This is a genomic window from Streptomyces malaysiensis subsp. malaysiensis, from assembly GCF_040653035.1.
Taxonomy (GTDB): Bacteria; Actinomycetota; Actinomycetes; order Streptomycetales; family Streptomycetaceae; genus Streptomyces; species Streptomyces malaysiensis.
The window spans coordinates 216,758-232,781 of sequence record NZ_JBEZNG010000005.1 but is presented as its reverse complement, the minus strand read 5'-3'; the positions used below and the strand labels follow the sequence as shown (position 1 = coordinate 232,781).

Below are 16,024 nucleotides of genomic sequence, written 5' to 3'. Positions count from 1 at the left end.
ACGGCGGAGGGGCTTCGCATGACGACGATGGCGGCGGACGCGGGGGCGTACGAGGCGGTGTTCGACGCCGCCCTGGCCGCGGACGAGCGCATCGAGCCGCGCGACTGGATGCCCGATGAGTACCGGGCCACGCTGGTGCGGCAGATGGCCCAGCACGCCCACTCCGAGATCATCGGCATGCAGCCGGAGGCAAACTGGATCACCCGCGCCCCCTCGCTGCGGCGCAAGGCGATCCTGATGGCCAAGGTCCAGGACGAAGCGGGCCACGGCCTGTATCTCTACAGCGCGGCGGAGACCCTGGGCACCAGCCGGGGCGAGCTGCTCGACAAGCTCCACAGCGGCCGCCAGAAGTACTCCTCGATCTTCAACTACCCCACGCTGACCTGGGCCGACGTCGGCGCCATCGGCTGGCTGGTGGACGGCGCCGCGATCACCAACCAGGTCCCGCTGTGCCGCTGCTCCTACGGGCCCTACGCACGGGCGATGGTCCGCATCTGCAAGGAGGAGTCCTTCCACCAGCGCCAGGGGTATGAGCTGCTGCTGGCCCTGAGCCGGGGCACCGAGGCCCAGCACGCCATGGCGCAGGACGCGGTGGACCGCTGGTGGTGGCCGTCGCTGATGATGTTCGGCCCGCCGGACGACTCCTCGGCCCACTCCGCGCAGTCGATGGCCTGGAAGATCAAGCGCCACTCCAACGACGAGCTGCGCCAGCGCTTCGTCGACATCTGTGTCCCCCAGGCCGAATCCCTCGGCCTCACCCTTCCCGACGCCGAGCTGCGGTGGAGCGAAGAGCGGGGGCACTACGACTTCGGGCCGATCGACTGGGACGAGTTCCGCGAGGTCCTGCGGGGAAACGGCCCGTGCAACACCCAGCGGATCACTCAGCGGCGCCGGGCCCATGAGGAAGGCGCCTGGGTGCGCGAGGCAGCCGCCGCCTACGCGGCCAAGCACGGGAAGGCACAGGCATGAGCGGCAGCCCGAGCGCCGAGTGGCCGCTGTGGGAGGTGTTCGTCCGCAGCAGGCGCGGGCTCTCGCACACCCACGCCGGCTCCCTCCACGCCCCGGACGCGGAGATGGCTCTGCGGAACGCACGGGATCTGTACACCCGGCGCTCCGAGGGCGTCTCGATCTGGGTGGTGCCGTCCGCGGAGATCACCGCCTCCTCTCCGGACGAGCGGGATCCGTTCTTCGAGCCGTCCGCGGACAAGCCCTACCGCCACCCCACCTTCTACGCGATCCCGGAAGGGGTGCGGCACCTATGACCGCGGCCCTCGCCCTGGGCGACGACGCGCTGGTGCTCTCCCACCGGCTGGGGGAGTGGGCCGGGCACGCCCCCGTGCTGGAGGAGGAGGTCGCGCTCGCCAATATCGCCCTCGACCTGCTCGGCCAGGCCAGGGTGCTGCTCTCCCTGCTGGGCGACGAGGACGAGCTGGCGTATCTGCGCGAGGAGCGGGCGTTCCGCAACGTCCAGCTGGTCGAGCAGTCCAACGGGGACTTCGCCCACACCATCGCCCGCCAGCTCTACTTCTCCACCTACCAGGAGCTGTTGTACGAGCGGCTGGCGCGCGGCACCGGCCCCTTCGCCCCGCTCGCCGCCAAGGCGGTCAAGGAGGTGGCCTACCACCGCGACCACGCCGAGCACTGGACCCTGCGGCTCGGCGACGGCACGGCCGAGAGCCATGAGCGGATGCGGCGGGGGCTGGAGGCGCTCTGGCGGTTCACCGGCGAGCTCTTCGAGCCGGTCGAGGGGTGCGAGGTGGAGTGGCACACCCTGCACGACGCCTGGCTGACCCGGATCACCTCGGTCCTGGAGCGCGCCACCCTGGCGGTGCCCGAGGGGCCGCGGCGCACCGGCTGGGCGGCCGGCGCGGGGCGCCAGGGCATCCACACCGAGCCGTTCGGCCGGATGCTCGCCGAGATGCAGCATCTGCACCGCAGCCACCCGGGGGCGGCATGGTGACGCCCACGCCCTCCGCGGCGCCCACACCCTCCGCGTCCGGCACCACCCCGCTCGAGGAGGAGCTGCTCCGGCTGGCCGGATCCGTACCGGACCCCGAGCTGCCGATGGTGTCCCTGGCCGAGCTGGGCGTGATGCGCGGGCTGCGCCTGCTGGGGCCGGGCCGGGTCGAGGTCGAGCTCACCCCCACCTACACCGGCTGCCCGGCGCTGGAGTCGATGGCCACCGATATCGAGCGGGTGCTCCATGACCACGGCATACCCGAGGTCGCCGTGCACACGGTCCTCTCCCCGCCCTGGACGACGGACGCGATCAGCGCCGAGGGCCGCCGCAAGCTGGCGGAGTCCGGGATAGCGCCACCCGCGCCGCGCGGTGCCACCGCGGCGGACGGCCCGGTCCCGGTGGCCCTGGCGGTGCGCTGCCCGCACTGCGGCTCGACCGAGACCGAGCTGCTCAGCCGCTTCTCCTCCACCGCCTGCAAGGCGCTGCGCCGCTGCGCGGCATGCCGTGAACCATTCGACCACTTCAAGGAGTTGTGATGGCCGCGGAGGCGGTGAAGCGGGCCACGCCCCACCATGGCGCCTTCCACCCGCTGCGGGTGGCCGCGGTAGACCGGCTCACCGATGACGCGGTGGCGGTCACCCTCCTGGTGCCGCCCGCGCTGCGGGAGACGTTCCGCTTCACGGCGGGTCAGCACATCGCGGTGCGCCGGTTCGCGGACGGCGCGGAGATCCGGCGGACGTACTCGCTGTGCGCCCCGGCCCCGGGCGCGGAGGGCCCGGAGTTGCTGCGGATCGGGGTGCGGCTGGTCGAGGGCGGCGAGTTCTCCACCTATGCCCTCAAGGAGCTGGCGGTCGGGGAGGTCATGGAGGTGATGGCCCCGGCCGGCCGCTTCGTCCTGGAACCCCGCCCCGGCCATTTCGCGGCGGTCGTCGGCGGCAGCGGTGTCACCCCCGTGCTGTCCATCGCCGCCACACTGCTCAGCCGCCGGCCCGAGGCGCGCTTCTGCCTGATCCGCAGCGACCGCACTGCGGCCTCGACGATGTTCCTGGAGGAGGTCGCCGACCTCAAGGACCGCTGGCCCGACCGGTTCCAGCTGGTGTGCGCGCTCTCCCGGGAGGAGCAGCAGGCCGGGCTGGTGTCCGGGCGGCTGGACGAGGAGCGGCTGTCCGCGCTGCTGCCCGCGCTGCTCCCGGTGGGCTCGGTGGACGGCTGGTTCCTGTGCGGGCCCTACGGTCTGGTGCGCGCGGCCGAGCGGGCGCTGCGCGGCCTCGGGGTCTCCCGCGGCCGGGTCCATCAGGAGATCTTCCATGTGGAGTCGGCCCCCGCCGAGGGCGTCTCCCCCGCTCCGGGCCCGGTCCGGACCGCCTCGGACAGCTCGGTCACGGCGACCCTGGACGGCCGCTCGGGCACCTGGCCGGTCCAGGACGGGGAGCCCCTGCTGGAGACCGTGCTGCGCAATCGGGCCGACGCGCCGTACGCCTGCAAGGGCGGGGTCTGCGGCACCTGCCGGGCCTTCCTGGTCTCCGGCGAGGTGCGGATGGACCGAAACTTCGCGCTGGAGCCGGACGAGGTCGAGGCGGGCTATGTGCTGGCCTGTCAGTCCCGTCCGGTGAGCGAGCGGGTGGAGCTGGACTTCGACCGCTGACCGCCCCCGAGCGCGGCATCGGCGTTCCCTTCTTGTAGAACCTGTTCTATCTTGACGGGCCGTCAGACAAAGCCGCGGCGCGGGAGGTACGGACAGTGGACTTCACCTTCACCGAGGAGCAGCAGGCGGCCGTCGAGGCGGCGAAGGCCGTCTTCTCCTCCGTCACGCCGGACAGCGTGCCCAGCCCCGCGCTGACCGCGGGCGCCGTCGCCGAGGACTTCGACCGCGCGCTGTGGCGGAAGCTGGCCGAGAGCGATCTGCTGGGCCTGACCCTCGACCCCCGGTACGGCGGCTCGGGCCTCGACCCGCTCGCCCTCTGCCTGGTGCTGCGGGAATGCGGCCGGGTGCTGGCCCGGGTGCCACTGCTGGAGTCAAGCGCCGCCGCGTTGACCGTACAGCGCTACGGCGAGGCCGAGCTGTGCGCCGCCGTGCTGCCCCCGGCCGCCCGCGGCGAGCTGGTCCTCACCGCTGCCTCCAGCGGTCGCACCGGCCATGGCCCGGCCGAACTCGCCGTCCAGGCGCGGCGGAACGGCGAGGGCTGGGCGCTGGAGGGCGTCCAGACCGCCGTCCCCTGGGCCCATGGCGCCGAGCGAGTGCTGATCCCGGCCCACACCGGGGAGGGCCGTACGGTCCTCGCCCTGGTCCCCCGCGACCACGAGGGCGTCGTCCTCGAGGAGCAGATCTCCACCAGCGGCGAGCGGCAGGCCGAGATCCGGCTGGACGGGGTGCGGCTCGCCGACCACGAGGTGCTGGCCGCGGACGGCGCCTGGGAATGGCTGCGCGACCTCCTCACCACCGGCACCTGCGCTCTCGCGCTGGGCCTCGGCTCGGCGGTGCTGGACCTCACCAGCTCCTATGTGAGCCAGCGCGAGCAGTTCGGCTTCCCGCTCGCCACCTTCCAGGCGGTCGCCGTGCAGACCGCCGACCGCTATATCGATCTGCGGGCCATGGAGGCCACCCTGTGGCAGGCCGCCTGGCGGCTCTCCCTGGCCGAGGAGCGGCCGACGGTGAACGGGACGCTGCCCATCGCCGGAGATGTCGCCGTCGCCAAGATCTGGGCCGCCGAGGGCGTGCGCCGCGTCGTACAGACCGCACAGCATCTGCACGGCGGCTTCGGCGCGGTCACCGACTACCCCCTGCACCGCTATCACGCCTGGGGCAAGCAGCTGGAGCTCTCCCTGGGGTCCGCGGCCGCCCATGAGGAGGCGCTGGGCGAGCTCCTCGCGGCCCATCCCCTCGGCTGACCAGCGGGCCCCGCCGATCCATAGGGAATCCCCTAGAGAGAACGAACCCCTAGAGCACAAAGGCCCCTTCGGCGGTGCCGTCGGGGCCGCTCACCATCGGCCGACCGGCCGCGTCCCAGGCGAGCATCCCGCCGTCCACGTTCACCGCGTCCAGCCCCTGCGCGACCAGATACTGCGTCACCTGCGCGGAGCGGCCGCCGACCCGGCACATCACATGCACCCGGCGCCCCTCGCCGACCGCCGCGGTCAGCTCATCGAACCGCGCCACGACCTGACCCATCGGGATGTGCAGCGCGCCCTCGACATGCCCGGCCGCCCACTCGTTGTCCTCCCGGACGTCCAGCAGCAGGCCATCGGCCGGTACCACCGCCGCCTCCACCTGGGGAAGCTGGGCAAAATGCATCGGACACACCTCTCACATCACATCGGCAGCTGCGCTGCAAACCTACTACCGCGCCAGCTCCGCGAGCCGGGCCTCCTTCTCCGCGGCCTGCGCCAGCAACTGCTCGGCGATCTCGTCCAGCAGCCGGTCGGGGTCCTCGGGCGCCATCTTGATCATCGCGCCGATCGCGCTCGACTCCAGCTCCGCCGCGACCGCGGCCAGCATCTCCTTGCGCTCGGCCAGCCACTCCAGCCGGGCGTACAGCTCCTCGCTGGGGCTCGCCCGCCGCTCCGGCGGCGGCGGACCGGCCTCCCACTCCTCGGCCAGCGCCCGCAGCGCCTCCTCGTCCCCGGCCGCGTACGCCGCGTTGACCCGCACGATGAAGGCACCGCGCCGCTCCCGCTCGGCCTCCTCCTCGGCCAGATCCGGATGGGCCTTACGGGCCAGCTCCCGGTAGATCCGGCGGGCCTCCTCGCTCGGCCGCACCCGCGGCGGCGGCTGCACGGGCCGCTCGGTGAGCATCGCGGCCGCCTCCGGCGAGAGACCATCCGAGTCGATCCAGCCGTGGAACAGCTCCTCCACGCCCGGCATCGGCTGCACCAGCCCACGCGCCTCACGGGCCTTGCGGATGTCCTCCGGATCGCCGGTACGCGCCGCGACCGCCTCGGCGATCAGCGCGTCCAGCTCGTCGAGGCGTGAGTACATCGGCCCGAGCCGCTGGTGGTGCAGCCGGGAGAAGTTCTCCACCTCCACCCGGAAGGTCTCCACCGCTATCTCGAACTCGATCAGCGCCTGCTCGGCCGCGCGCACCGCCCGCTCCAGACGCTCGGCGGCCTGAGCCTCCTCCTGCGACCGGTCGTGCGACTCCGCCTGGGGCTCCGCGTCCGACACCGATTGCCGTGCCTGTTGCTGCGCTTCCGGATTCGTCACCCGCTCAGACTACGTCCGGCGGTGATCGGCGATGGAGCTCACACCCCCACCCGCGCCTCACACCCCCATCTCGGCGGCTATGCGCCCATTGCGCACCGCCACGACCAGCGCGGAGTGATCCGCTTCCGTGCGATCCGCGTACGCCACCGCGAAGGCGGCCACCGCCTCGTCCAGCTCCTCCCCCTTGCCGCAGTAACCGGCCAGCAGCCGAGGGTCCGCGGTGTGGGCATGCGCCCGTGCCAGCAGCGCCCCGGTCATCCGCCCGTAGTCGTCCATCTGGTCCGCGGCCAGCGCCGCCGGGTCCACGCTTCCCTTGCGGTTGCGGAACTGCCGCACCTGGTAGTGGCGCCCCCGCACCGTCGTCCACCCCAGCAGGATGTCGCTGACCACCTGCATCCGCTTCTGGCCGAGCACCACCCGCCGCCCCTCGTGTGTGACATCCGGCACCTCGAAACCGGCCTTCGCGACATGCGGCAGCAGCGCGGAGGGGCGCGCCTCCTTCACCTGGAGCACCAGCGGCTCGCCCCGGTGGTCGAGCAGCAGCACCACATACGAGCGGGTGCCCACGCTGCCCGTGCCGACCACCCGGAACGCCACATCGTGCACCTCGTACCGCGAGAGCAGCGGCAGCCGGTCCTCCGGCAGCGTGGCCAGATACTCGGCCAGCGACGAGGCCACCGCCTCCGCCTCCTCGTCCGGCACCCTCCGCAGCACCGGCGGCGCGTCCACGAAGCGCCGGGCCCGGGGCCGGCCGGAGGAGTCCTCCTCGCCCGGCACGGGCTCGGTGGATCGGGCGGCGTACCGCGCGCTGGTGTTCCGCCGGGCCTTCTCGGAGATCCGCTCCAACGTCCCGACCAGGTCCTTGGCGTCCGTGTGGGAGACCAGCTCCTCGTCCGCGATCGCGTTCCACGCGTCCGTCGCCGGCAGCTTGGCCAGCAGCCGCACCGTGCGCCGATAGGCGCCCACGGCGTCCTGGGCCGCGGCCCGGCAGGCGTCCTCGTCGGCGCCCGCCTCCCGGCCCGCCAGCACCAGCGAGACCGCGAGCCGCTTCACATCCCACTCCCACGGACCGTGGACGGTCTCGTCGAAGTCGTTGAGATCGATGATCAGGCCACCGCGCGCATCCCCGTAGATCCCGAAGTTGGCGGCATGGGCGTCGCCACACAGCTGGGCCCCGATACCGGTCACCGGCGTGGTCGTGAGGTCGTGCGCCATCAGCCCGGCGGCCCCGCGCAGAAAGGAGAAGGGGGTCGCGGCCATCCGCCCCACCCGGATCGGGGTGAGCTCCGGCAGCCGCCCGGTGTTCGACCGCTCGACCGCCGCCACCGGATCCGGCCGGCCGTCGGCACTCGGTGGCCCGGCATGCGCCGAGCGCGGCATCCGCTTGCGCAGCGCCTTGCCCAGCTGCCGGGGAGACGGCCCGTCACCGCGCCAGACGGCGAAGCCCGGGACCGGAGGCAGCCGCCGGGCCACCCCGCCCGCGGCGCTCCCGCCGTCCGCGCCGCCCGGCCCCCGCTCGCCGATCTCGCCACTACGGCCGCTCTCGCCGATCTCACCGGTCTTGCCGATCTCACCGGTCTCGCCGGTCTTGCCGATCTCGCCGCTTCGACCGCTTTCGCCACTACGGCCGTTCTCTCCGCTATGACCGCTCCGGCCGGTCTCGCCGCTTCCGTCGCCCTGAACGCTCCGGTCGTCCGTCATCGCGCCCCCCGCCTCCTCGCACACGACATCGACTGAGCAGACCGTACCCCCTGGCAGCTCACCCCGTCAGAGCCTGTGGAAAACCTCGATGATCATGGTGAAGTCCCAGCTCAGACCGGCTCGGACGCACACGAGCCGCACCCCCACTCGGCCCAGCCCCGACCCAGCCCCGGCCCGGCGCGGGCGCAAGCTCGACGCGGCTCGATCCGGGACCGACAAGCCCCAGCCCCGACTCGGCCCGGGACCGACTCGACCCAGCCCCAGAGCCCAAGCCCAAGCCTCAGCCCGAGCCCCGGACCCCAGTCCCCGCTCAGCCCCGCAGCTGCTCCGGACAGTCGCTGCCGCCCGAGGGCAGATGACTCTCCGCCCACCGCGACAGCTCCTTCAGCGCGGGCTCCAGCGCCTTGCCCGCGTCCGTCAGCCGGTAGGCCACCCGCAGCGGCGGCCCGGCGTCGACCTCCCGCACCACCAGACCCGCCGTGGAGAGCTCGGTGAGCCGGTCCGACAGCATCCGCTCGCTGATCCCCGGAATGGCCCGTCTCAGCTCGGCGAAGTAGGCCCCCTGCTCCGTCAGCACGGCCACGATCAGCCCCGTCCAGCGCTTGCCGAACAGCTCGAAGAACCGCGTCATCTCGCCGTCGACCTGCTTGCAGGACTGCTCGCTGTGATCCCCACGATCCTTCGCCATGGAATACACACTACTGCTTTCCAGTTCGGGACTACGGAAAAGTAAGCTACTGTGCCTTCCGTAGGTACGTAGGTATTGCTGGCTCCTTACCCGAGCCCTGTCACCGGAGGCATCCATGCCAACTCTTCTCCACGTCGACACGTCCGTTTTCCCTGGCGAAGCCTCCGCTTCCCGCTCGGTCACGGCCACCTTCCGCAAGGAATGGGAAGCCCAGCACCCGAACGGCACGGTGATCTACCGCGATCTGGCCGCCGAGCCACTGCCGCACCTGGACGGCCTCGCCGCCGCCGCGGGCTTCGCCGCTCCCGATCAGCGCTCCCCCGAGCAGGAGGCCGCCTTCGCCCTGCGGGAGACCCTTGCCAGCGAGCTGGAGCAGGCCGATGTGGTCCTGATCGGGGCCCCGATGTACAACTTCACGATTCCCTCCACCCTGAAGGCGTGGCTGGACCACGTGATCATCATGGGCCGCACCGCCGGCGCCGAGCAGACGACCACCTCGGGCACCCCGGCCATCGTGGTCGCCAGCCGTGGCGGCGGTTACGGCCCGGGCACCCCGCGGGAGAGCTTCGAGTTCGTCACCAACTACCTGGGCAAGGCGCTGGGCGACGGGCTCGGCCTCGATGTCACGTTCGTTGTGCCGGAGCTCACGCTGGCCCGCTCCAATCCGGCCATGGCCGACCTCGTCGAGCTCTCGGACGCCTCCAAGGCGAAGGCCCACGAGGACGTCACGACCCACGCCAAGGCGCTCGCCGCCCGCTTCGCCGCCTGAGCGGACTGATCCGCCCGATCCACCGGATCCATCCGGTCTGCCCGATCCATCGGTCTGCCCGGTCCAACTGATCGTTCCGGCCATTCCGGTCGGTCCGATCGTTCGGCCCGTCCGATCCGGTCCCACCCGGACATCGGGCCATATCGAGCCACAGGGGCCTCCCCGCCCGGGGAGGCCCCTGTCATCCGCCGTGCCCCGGGAGACCCCCGTCACGGGCCACAACGCGAAGCGGGCCCCTCCGGAGCGACTTTCGTCACTCCGGAGAGACCCGCTCCGACTGGTGCGCGAGGGGGGAGTTGAACCCCCACGCCCTTTCGGGCACTGGAACCTGAATCCAGCGCGTCTGCCTATTCCGCCACCCGCGCATGGGTGTTGTCTTCCGGCTACTCGCCTTGCTCCCCGGCTTGATCGTCTCGATCCGTCCGGTTCCTGTGGGGCGCCTTCCGACATCCAGAACACTAGCACGCTGCGCGGGGTGCAATCACACCCGTTATCGGTGCCCCCGCCCCCGCCCGTCCGAGGACCGTCACGGTTGCGGGACACTGTCGTCAGGGCACCTCTACGATCCCTGTGAGAGGTGACACTGCTCCACAGGGCCAGGAAGGGGAACCACCCGATTTCCCGACGCGTGGATACGATCAGTAAGCAGTACCAGGACGACCCAGAGCACGACTGAGGAAGGAGGTGCCCCGTGGGAGTACTGAAACGCTTCGAGCAGCGTCTCGAGGGCCTCGTGAACGGCACCTTCGCCAAGGTGTTCAAGTCCGAGGTCCAGCCGGTCGAGATCGCCGGCGCGCTCCAGCGCGAGTGCGACAACAACGCCACGATCTGGAACCGCGACCGGACGGTCGTCCCCAACGATTTCATCGTCGAGCTGAGCACGCCCGACTACGAGCGGCTCAGCCCGTATTCCGGCCAGCTCGGCGACGAGCTGGCCGGTATGGTCCGCGACTACGCCAAGCAGCAGCGCTACACCTTCATGGGCGCCATCAAGGTGCATCTGCAAAAGGCGGAGGACCTCGACACCGGTCTGTACCGGGTGCGCAGCCGGACCCTGGCCTCCAGCGAGTCCCAGAGCCCGCAGCAGGCGTCGGGCCGCTCCGGCTCCGGAGCCCCGCAGCAGCGCCCCGGCGGTTACGGCTACCCCGCCCAGCCCGCCGGCGCCCCGCCGATGCCGTCCGCGCCGCCGAGCGCCCGTCCGGTGCCCCGCACCGGCGGAGCCGGGGCCGGTGCCGGTGCCGCTGGCCAGCAGCAGGGCCAGTCCCGCCGCTGGATCGAGATCAACGGCACCCGCCACCAGATCTCCCGGCCCACGCTCGTCCTGGGCCGCTCCACCGACGCTGACGTGCGGATCGACGATCCCGGAGTCTCCCGCAGACACTGCGAGATCAGGGTCGGAACCCCACCGACCGTCCAGGATCTCGGATCGACGAACGGCATCGTGGTGGACGGACAGCACACCACCCGCGCTACGCTCCGCGACGGCTCGCGGATCGTCGTGGGCAGCACCACCATCGTTTACCGGCAAGCCGAAGGGTGAAGCGGGGGCAATGTCAGAGCTGACCCTCACGGTCATGCGGTTGGGTTTCCTCGCCGTACTGTGGCTGTTCGTCATCGTGGCCGTCCAGGTCATTCGCAGCGACCTGTTCGGGACCCGCGTGACCCAGCGCGGTTCGGCGCGGCGCGGGGCCCCCGACCGGCCGCAAGCGCAGCAGCGGCAGAGCGCGCCGCCGCCGCAGCGCCAGCAGTCCGGGGGCCGCGGCCGCCGCGGTGCCCCCACCAAGCTGGTGGTCTCCGAGGGCACGCTGACCGGCACCACGGTCGCCTTGCAGGGGCAGACCATCACCCTCGGCCGTGCGCACGATTCAACAATCGTGCTCGACGACGACTACGCCTCCAGTCGGCATGCCAGGATCTACCCGGACCGTGACGGCCAGTGGATCGTCGAGGACCTCGGGTCCACCAATGGCACCTATCTCGACCGGAACCGACTCACCACACCGACACCGATTCCGCTGGGTGCGCCGATCCGCATCGGCAAGACCGTCATCGAGCTGCGGAAGTAGTAGGACCATGACGACCGGAGGGTGGGCAGCGTGGTTGGCAAGGGGCTGTACCCGGAGCCGACGGGCGAGGTGCGCATGAGTCTGTCACTGCGTTTCGCGGCCGGATCGCACAAGGGCATGATCCGGGAGGGCAACGAGGACTCCGGCTATGCCGGTCCCCGGCTGCTCGCCATCGCCGACGGCATGGGTGGCCAGGCCGCCGGTGAGGTCGCCAGCTCCGAGGTGATCTCCACCCTCGTCCAGCTCGACGACGACGTCCCGGGTTCGGACATCCTGACGTCCCTCGGCACCGCCGTGCAGCGGGCCAATGATCAGCTGCGCCTCATGGTCGAGGAGGACCCCCAGCTGGAGGGCATGGGCACCACGCTCACCGCCCTGCTGTGGACCGGCCAGCGGCTCGGTCTGGTGCACGTCGGCGACTCGCGCGCGTATCTGCTGCGCGACGGTGTGCTCACCCAGATCACCCAGGACCACACCTGGGTTCAGCGGCTGGTCGACGAGGGCCGGATCACCGAGGAGGAGGCGGGCACCCATCCGCAGCGCTCGCTGCTGATGCGCGCGCTGGGCAGCGGCGACCATGTCGAACCGGATCTGTCCATTCGCGAGGTCCGGGCCGGTGACCGCTATCTGATCTGCTCCGACGGTCTGTCCGGCGTCGTGAGCCACCAGACCCTCGAAGAGACCCTCGCCAGCTACCAGGGCCCCCATGAGACGGTGCAGGAGCTGATCCAGCTCGCACTGCGCGGCGGCGGCCCCGACAACATCACCTGCATCGTCGCCGACGTCCTCGACGTGGACGGCGGTGACACCCTGGCCGCCCAGCTCAACGACACCCCCGTGATCGTGGGCGCGGTCGCCGAGAACCAGGTGCCGCTCGGGGACGGCGGCGCGGCGCACACCCCCGCGGGCCGGGCCGCCGAGCTCGGCCGCTCCGTACCGCAGCAGGGGGACCCGCACGGCGGCTTCGGACCGCCCGGCAGCGGCGACCCGGCCATCGGCGGTCTGCCACAGGGCAGTTACGGCGACTACGCCGAAGGTGAGTTCACCAAGAAGAGCGGCCGCAAGACATGGGCCAAGCGGTCGCTCTTCATCGTGCTGGGCCTCGCCGTGATCGGCGGCGGGCTCTACGGCGGCTACCGCTGGACCCAGACGCAGTACTACGTGGGCTCCAATGGCGACCACGTGGCGATCTACCAGGGCATCAGCCAGGACCTCGCCTGGATCAAGCTCAACAAGGTCCATGAGGACCACCGCGAGATCGAACTCAAGTACCTCCCGCCGGACCAGCGCGGCCGCGTGGAGGACACCATCACGGTCAGCGGTCTCGGCCAGGCGCGGGACAAGACCAAGGACCTCGCCACCCTCGCCGGCGCCTGTAAGAAGGCCGACGCCCAGGACAAGGCCGAGGACAGCCAGAAGGACCTCACCGGCGGCGACAAGGGCAAGGGCGACGGCGCCTCCGGGGGCAGCGCCTCCAGCAGCGCCGACCCGTCCCACAGCAGCAGCGGCCAGCCCGGGAACGAGAAGACCGAGAGCCAACTCGGGGCGCGCGCCGCCAAGGCCACGAACAAGCCCACGCCGACGACGTCTCCCGCTCCGAAGCCCGGCCCCACCCTCTCGGAGGAGGAGAAGAAGTTGGTCCCGCAGTGCAGCAGCACCCAGTAGTGAGTCCGTAAGGGGCCGTCCACCCATGAGCAGTAGTACGACCAACACGACGACGATCAGTACGACCGGGCCGCCGAGCAGGCGGAACACCGAGCTGGCCATGCTCGTCTTCGCGGTGATCATTCCGGTCTTCGCCTATGCCAACGCGGGTCTGGCGCTCAGCGACGAAATGCCCTCGGGCATGCTGAGCTACGGCCTCGGGCTCGGGCTGCTGGCCGGCGTCGGACATCTGGTGGTCCGGAAATTCGCGCCGTACGCGGATCCGCTGCTGCTGCCGATCGCCACGCTCCTCAACGGGCTGGGCCTGGTGCTCATCTGGCGGCTGGACCAGTCCAGGCGGCTGGCCGACCGGGCGGAGGCCGTCGACCAGGTCTTCTCGCCCTCGGCGCCCAACCAGCTGATCTACTCGGCACTGGGCGTCGCCCTCTTCGTCGGCGTCCTGATCCTGCTCAAGGATCACCGCCTCCTCCAGCGCTACACCTACATCTCCATGGTGGCGGCGCTGATTCTGCTGATCCTTCCGGTGTTCTTCCCGGCCCGGTTCGGCGCCCGTATCTGGATCACCATCGGCGGCTTCTCCATCCAGCCCGGTGAGTTCGCCAAGATCATCATCGCCGTGTTCTTCTCCGGCTATCTCATGGTCAAACGGGACGCGCTCGCGCTGGCCAGCCGCCGCTTCATGGGGCTGTACCTGCCGCGCGGCCGCGACCTCGGCCCGATCCTGGTGGTCTGGGGGATGAGCATCCTCATCCTGGTCTTCGAGACCGACCTGGGCACCTCGCTGCTGTTCTTCGGCCTCTTCGTCGTGATGCTGTACGTGGCCACCGAGCGCACCAGCTGGATCGTCTTCGGCCTGCTGATGTCCGCGGTCGGCGCGGTCGGCGTCGCCAGCTTCGAACCGCACGTCCAGCAGCGCGTCGACGCCTGGCTCGACCCGTTCGCGGCGTTCAAGACCGGCGGCAGTGACCAGATCGCCCAGGCGCTGATGGCCTTCGGCTCCGGCGGTGTCTTCGGCACCGGCCTCGGCCAGGGCAACTCCGACCTGATCGGCTTCGCCGCCAACTCCGACTTCATCCTGGCCACGGTCGGCGAGGAGCTCGGGCTCGCGGGCACCATGGGCGTCCTGCTGCTCTACGGCCTGATCGTGGAGCGCGGTGTGCGCACCGCGCTCGCCGCCCGTGACCCGTTCGGCAAGCTGCTGGCCATCGGCCTGTCCGCCGCCTTCGCCATCCAGGTCTTCGTCGTGGCGGGCGGTGTGATGGGCCTGATCCCGCTGACCGGTATGACCATGCCGTTCATCGCGTCGGGTGGCTCGTCCGTCATCGCCAACTGGGCACTCGTCGCCATCCTGATCAAGGTCAGCGACACCGCGCGCCGTCCGGCGCCGGCGCCCGCTCCCACCACTGACGCCGAGATGACCCAGGTGGTCCGACCGTGAACAAGCCCCTGCGCCGAATCGCGATCTTCTGCGGACTCCTCGTCTTCGCCCTGCTGCTGCGGGACAACTGGATCCAGTACGTCCAAGCCGACGAGTTGAAGGACCATACGAAGAACCGCCGTGTCCTGATCGCCCGTTACAGCCAGCCGCGCGGCAACATCATCGTCGACGGCCAGCCGATCACCGGATCCGCCGAGACCAACGGCACCGACTTCAAGTACAAGCGCACCTACAAGAACGGCCCCATGTGGGCGCCGGTCACCGGGTACGCCTCCCAGGCATACGACGCCAACCAGATCGAGAAGATCGAAGACGGCATCCTCACCGGCAATGACGACCGCCTCTTCTTCAACCGGACGATCGACATGATCACCGGTAAGAAGCAGAAGGGCGGCGACGTCATCACCACGCTGAACGGCAAGGCCCAGGAGGCCGCGTTCAAGGGCCTCGGTAACAAGAAGGGCGCCGTCGCCGCACTCGACCCGCGCACCGGCAAGATCCTCGCCCTCGCCTCGACCCCGAGCTACGACCCCTCGACGATCGCGGGCGGGTCCACCAAGGACGAGAAGGCGTGGAACGCGCTCAAGCCGACGAACGACAAGGACGACCCGATGCTCAACCGGGCGCTCCGTCAGACCTACCCGCCCGGTTCGACCTTCAAGGTCGTCACCGCCGCGGCCGCGCTGGAGAACGGCAAGTACGACGACATCGACGGGCCGACGGAGTCGCCGCTCCCCTGGAGGCTGCCGCTGTCCACCCAGAACCTGCCCAACGAGGGGAACATCCCCTGCAAGGACGCCTCGCTGCGGCAGGCGCTCCGCTACTCCTGCAACACGGTCTTCGGCAAGCTGGGTGACGACCTCGGCAAGGACAAGATGCGGGAGCAGGCCGAGAAGTTCGGCTTCAACAAGACGGTCGACACCCCCGTCCGCGCCTACGCCAGCGTCTACCCCGAGGACATGGACCGGCCGGGCAACGCGATGTCGGCCATCGGCCAGTTCGACAACCGGGCCACCCCGCTCCAGATGGCGATGGTCGCCGCCGCCGTCGCCAACGACGGCAAGCTGATGAAGCCGTACATGGTCGACTCGCTGCGCGCCCCCAACCTCAACACCGTCGAGCAGACCGACCCGGAGCAGATGAGCCAGCCGCTCAGCTCGGAGAACGCCCAGAAGCTCCAGAGCATGATGGAGACCGTGGTCAAGGAGGGGACCGGCACCAGCGCCCAGATCCCGGGCGTCACGGTCGGCGGCAAGACCGGTACCGCCCAGCACGGCGTCGCCAACAGCAAGAACCCCTATGCGTGGTTCATCTCCTACGCCAAGGGGAACGACGGCTCGCCGGTCGCGGTCGCCGTCGTCATCGAAGGGTCCGACACCCTCCGCGGCGACATCGCCGGTGGCAAGCTGGCCGCGCCGATCGCCAAGAGCGTGATGCAGGCCGTACTGGAAACCGAGCGCGACAAGTGACCCCCGTCACGTCCGGATATCAATCCCGCACGTCGCCGTACCGGTCCGGTATCAGATAGCGACTGAC

General features: G+C 70.8%; 16 protein-coding genes and 1 tRNA gene. 12 read left to right on the top strand and 5 right to left on the bottom strand.

Features of this window, described 5'->3' with window-relative positions:
* Positions 1-18: 18 nt before the first annotated feature.
* The 6 genes from paaA (at position 19) to AB0E24_RS12935 (ending at position 4,849) form a co-directional block, all read left to right on the top strand.
* Entirely contained in the window at positions 19-969 is a 951-nt protein-coding gene (gene paaA / locus AB0E24_RS12960; protein ID WP_359376619.1) for a 1,2-phenylacetyl-CoA epoxidase subunit PaaA, read from the top strand.
* Positions 966-1,262, top strand: a complete 297-nt coding sequence (gene paaB / locus AB0E24_RS12955) for a 1,2-phenylacetyl-CoA epoxidase subunit PaaB (protein ID WP_046088802.1) — start codon at positions 966-968, stop codon at positions 1,260-1,262. The genes paaA and paaB overlap by 4 nt, the downstream gene beginning before the upstream one ends.
* Positions 1,259-1,960 carry a 1,2-phenylacetyl-CoA epoxidase subunit PaaC gene (gene paaC, locus AB0E24_RS12950; RefSeq protein ID WP_206332869.1) on the top strand — a complete coding sequence of 234 codons (702 nt, stop codon included), beginning with the start codon at positions 1,259-1,261 and terminating at the stop codon, positions 1,958-1,960. Before paaB ends, paaC begins: the two co-directional genes overlap by 4 nt.
* Positions 1,954-2,496 carry a 1,2-phenylacetyl-CoA epoxidase subunit PaaD gene (gene paaD, locus AB0E24_RS12945; protein ID WP_069861285.1) on the top strand — a complete coding sequence of 181 codons (543 nt, stop codon included), beginning with the start codon at positions 1,954-1,956 and terminating at the stop codon, positions 2,494-2,496. The genes paaC and paaD overlap by 7 nt, the downstream gene beginning before the upstream one ends.
* Positions 2,496-3,605: a 2Fe-2S iron-sulfur cluster-binding protein gene (locus tag AB0E24_RS12940; RefSeq protein WP_359376616.1), complete on the top strand. Its 1,110-nt coding sequence runs from the start codon at positions 2,496-2,498 to the stop codon at positions 3,603-3,605. The genes paaD and AB0E24_RS12940 overlap by 1 nt, the downstream gene beginning before the upstream one ends.
* 95 nt (positions 3,606-3,700) lie before the next feature.
* Positions 3,701-4,849 (top strand): acyl-CoA dehydrogenase family protein, encoded by a 1,149-nt coding sequence (locus tag AB0E24_RS12935; protein WP_359376613.1) that lies wholly within the window; start codon positions 3,701-3,703, stop codon positions 4,847-4,849.
* 49 nt (positions 4,850-4,898) lie between these two features.
* On the opposite strand, the gene AB0E24_RS12930 is transcribed toward AB0E24_RS12935, so the two are convergent.
* The 4 genes from AB0E24_RS12930 to AB0E24_RS12915 all read right to left on the bottom strand — a co-directional run bounded on the left by AB0E24_RS12930 (position 4,899) and on the right by AB0E24_RS12915 (position 8,550).
* Positions 4,899-5,252 (bottom strand): rhodanese-like domain-containing protein, encoded by a 354-nt coding sequence (locus AB0E24_RS12930; RefSeq protein WP_069861279.1) that lies wholly within the window; start codon positions 5,250-5,252, stop codon positions 4,899-4,901.
* Between the two features lie 45 nt (positions 5,253-5,297).
* Complete coding sequence (locus tag AB0E24_RS12925) at positions 5,298-6,122, bottom strand: hypothetical protein (protein ID WP_069861277.1); 825 nt, start codon at positions 6,120-6,122, stop codon at positions 5,298-5,300.
* 96 nt (positions 6,123-6,218) lie between these two features.
* Positions 6,219-7,862 (bottom strand): DUF2252 domain-containing protein, encoded by a 1,644-nt coding sequence (locus AB0E24_RS12920; RefSeq protein ID WP_359376610.1) that lies wholly within the window; start codon positions 7,860-7,862, stop codon positions 6,219-6,221.
* Between the two features lie 310 nt (positions 7,863-8,172).
* The gene (locus AB0E24_RS12915; protein WP_069861275.1) at positions 8,173-8,550 is read right to left on the bottom strand and encodes a winged helix-turn-helix transcriptional regulator; all 378 of its coding nucleotides are present in this window, start codon (positions 8,548-8,550) and stop codon (positions 8,173-8,175) included.
* Positions 8,551-8,665: 115 nt separating this feature from the next.
* On the opposite strand from AB0E24_RS12915, the gene AB0E24_RS12910 reads away from it, so the two are divergent.
* Complete coding sequence (locus tag AB0E24_RS12910; protein ID WP_069861273.1) at positions 8,666-9,319, top strand: FMN-dependent NADH-azoreductase; 654 nt, start codon at positions 8,666-8,668, stop codon at positions 9,317-9,319.
* 278 nt (positions 9,320-9,597) lie between these two features.
* Here the strand turns inward: AB0E24_RS12910 and AB0E24_RS12905 are convergent.
* Positions 9,598-9,684, bottom strand: a tRNA-Leu gene (locus AB0E24_RS12905).
* Between the two features lie 326 nt (positions 9,685-10,010).
* Here AB0E24_RS12905 and AB0E24_RS12900 point away from each other — a divergent pair.
* The 5 genes from AB0E24_RS12900 to AB0E24_RS12880 all read left to right on the top strand — a co-directional run bounded on the left by AB0E24_RS12900 (position 10,011) and on the right by AB0E24_RS12880 (position 15,957).
* Positions 10,011-10,859: an FHA domain-containing protein gene (locus tag AB0E24_RS12900; RefSeq protein ID WP_069861271.1), complete on the top strand. Its 849-nt coding sequence runs from the start codon at positions 10,011-10,013 to the stop codon at positions 10,857-10,859.
* A 10-nt stretch (positions 10,860-10,869) separates the two neighbouring features.
* Positions 10,870-11,385, top strand: coding sequence for an FHA domain-containing protein FhaB/FipA (locus AB0E24_RS12895; protein ID WP_069861269.1), 516 nt, complete (start codon positions 10,870-10,872; stop codon positions 11,383-11,385).
* Between the two features lie 75 nt (positions 11,386-11,460).
* Positions 11,461-13,050, top strand: a complete 1,590-nt coding sequence (locus tag AB0E24_RS12890; protein ID WP_359377028.1) for a PP2C family protein-serine/threonine phosphatase — start codon at positions 11,461-11,463, stop codon at positions 13,048-13,050.
* 25 nt (positions 13,051-13,075) lie between these two features.
* Complete coding sequence (locus AB0E24_RS12885; RefSeq protein ID WP_359376607.1) at positions 13,076-14,488, top strand: FtsW/RodA/SpoVE family cell cycle protein; 1,413 nt, start codon at positions 13,076-13,078, stop codon at positions 14,486-14,488.
* The gene (locus AB0E24_RS12880; RefSeq protein ID WP_099014334.1) at positions 14,485-15,957 is read left to right on the top strand and encodes a peptidoglycan D,D-transpeptidase FtsI family protein; all 1,473 of its coding nucleotides are present in this window, start codon (positions 14,485-14,487) and stop codon (positions 15,955-15,957) included. Before AB0E24_RS12885 ends, AB0E24_RS12880 begins: the two co-directional genes overlap by 4 nt.
* Positions 15,958-16,024: the final 67 nt, after the last annotated feature.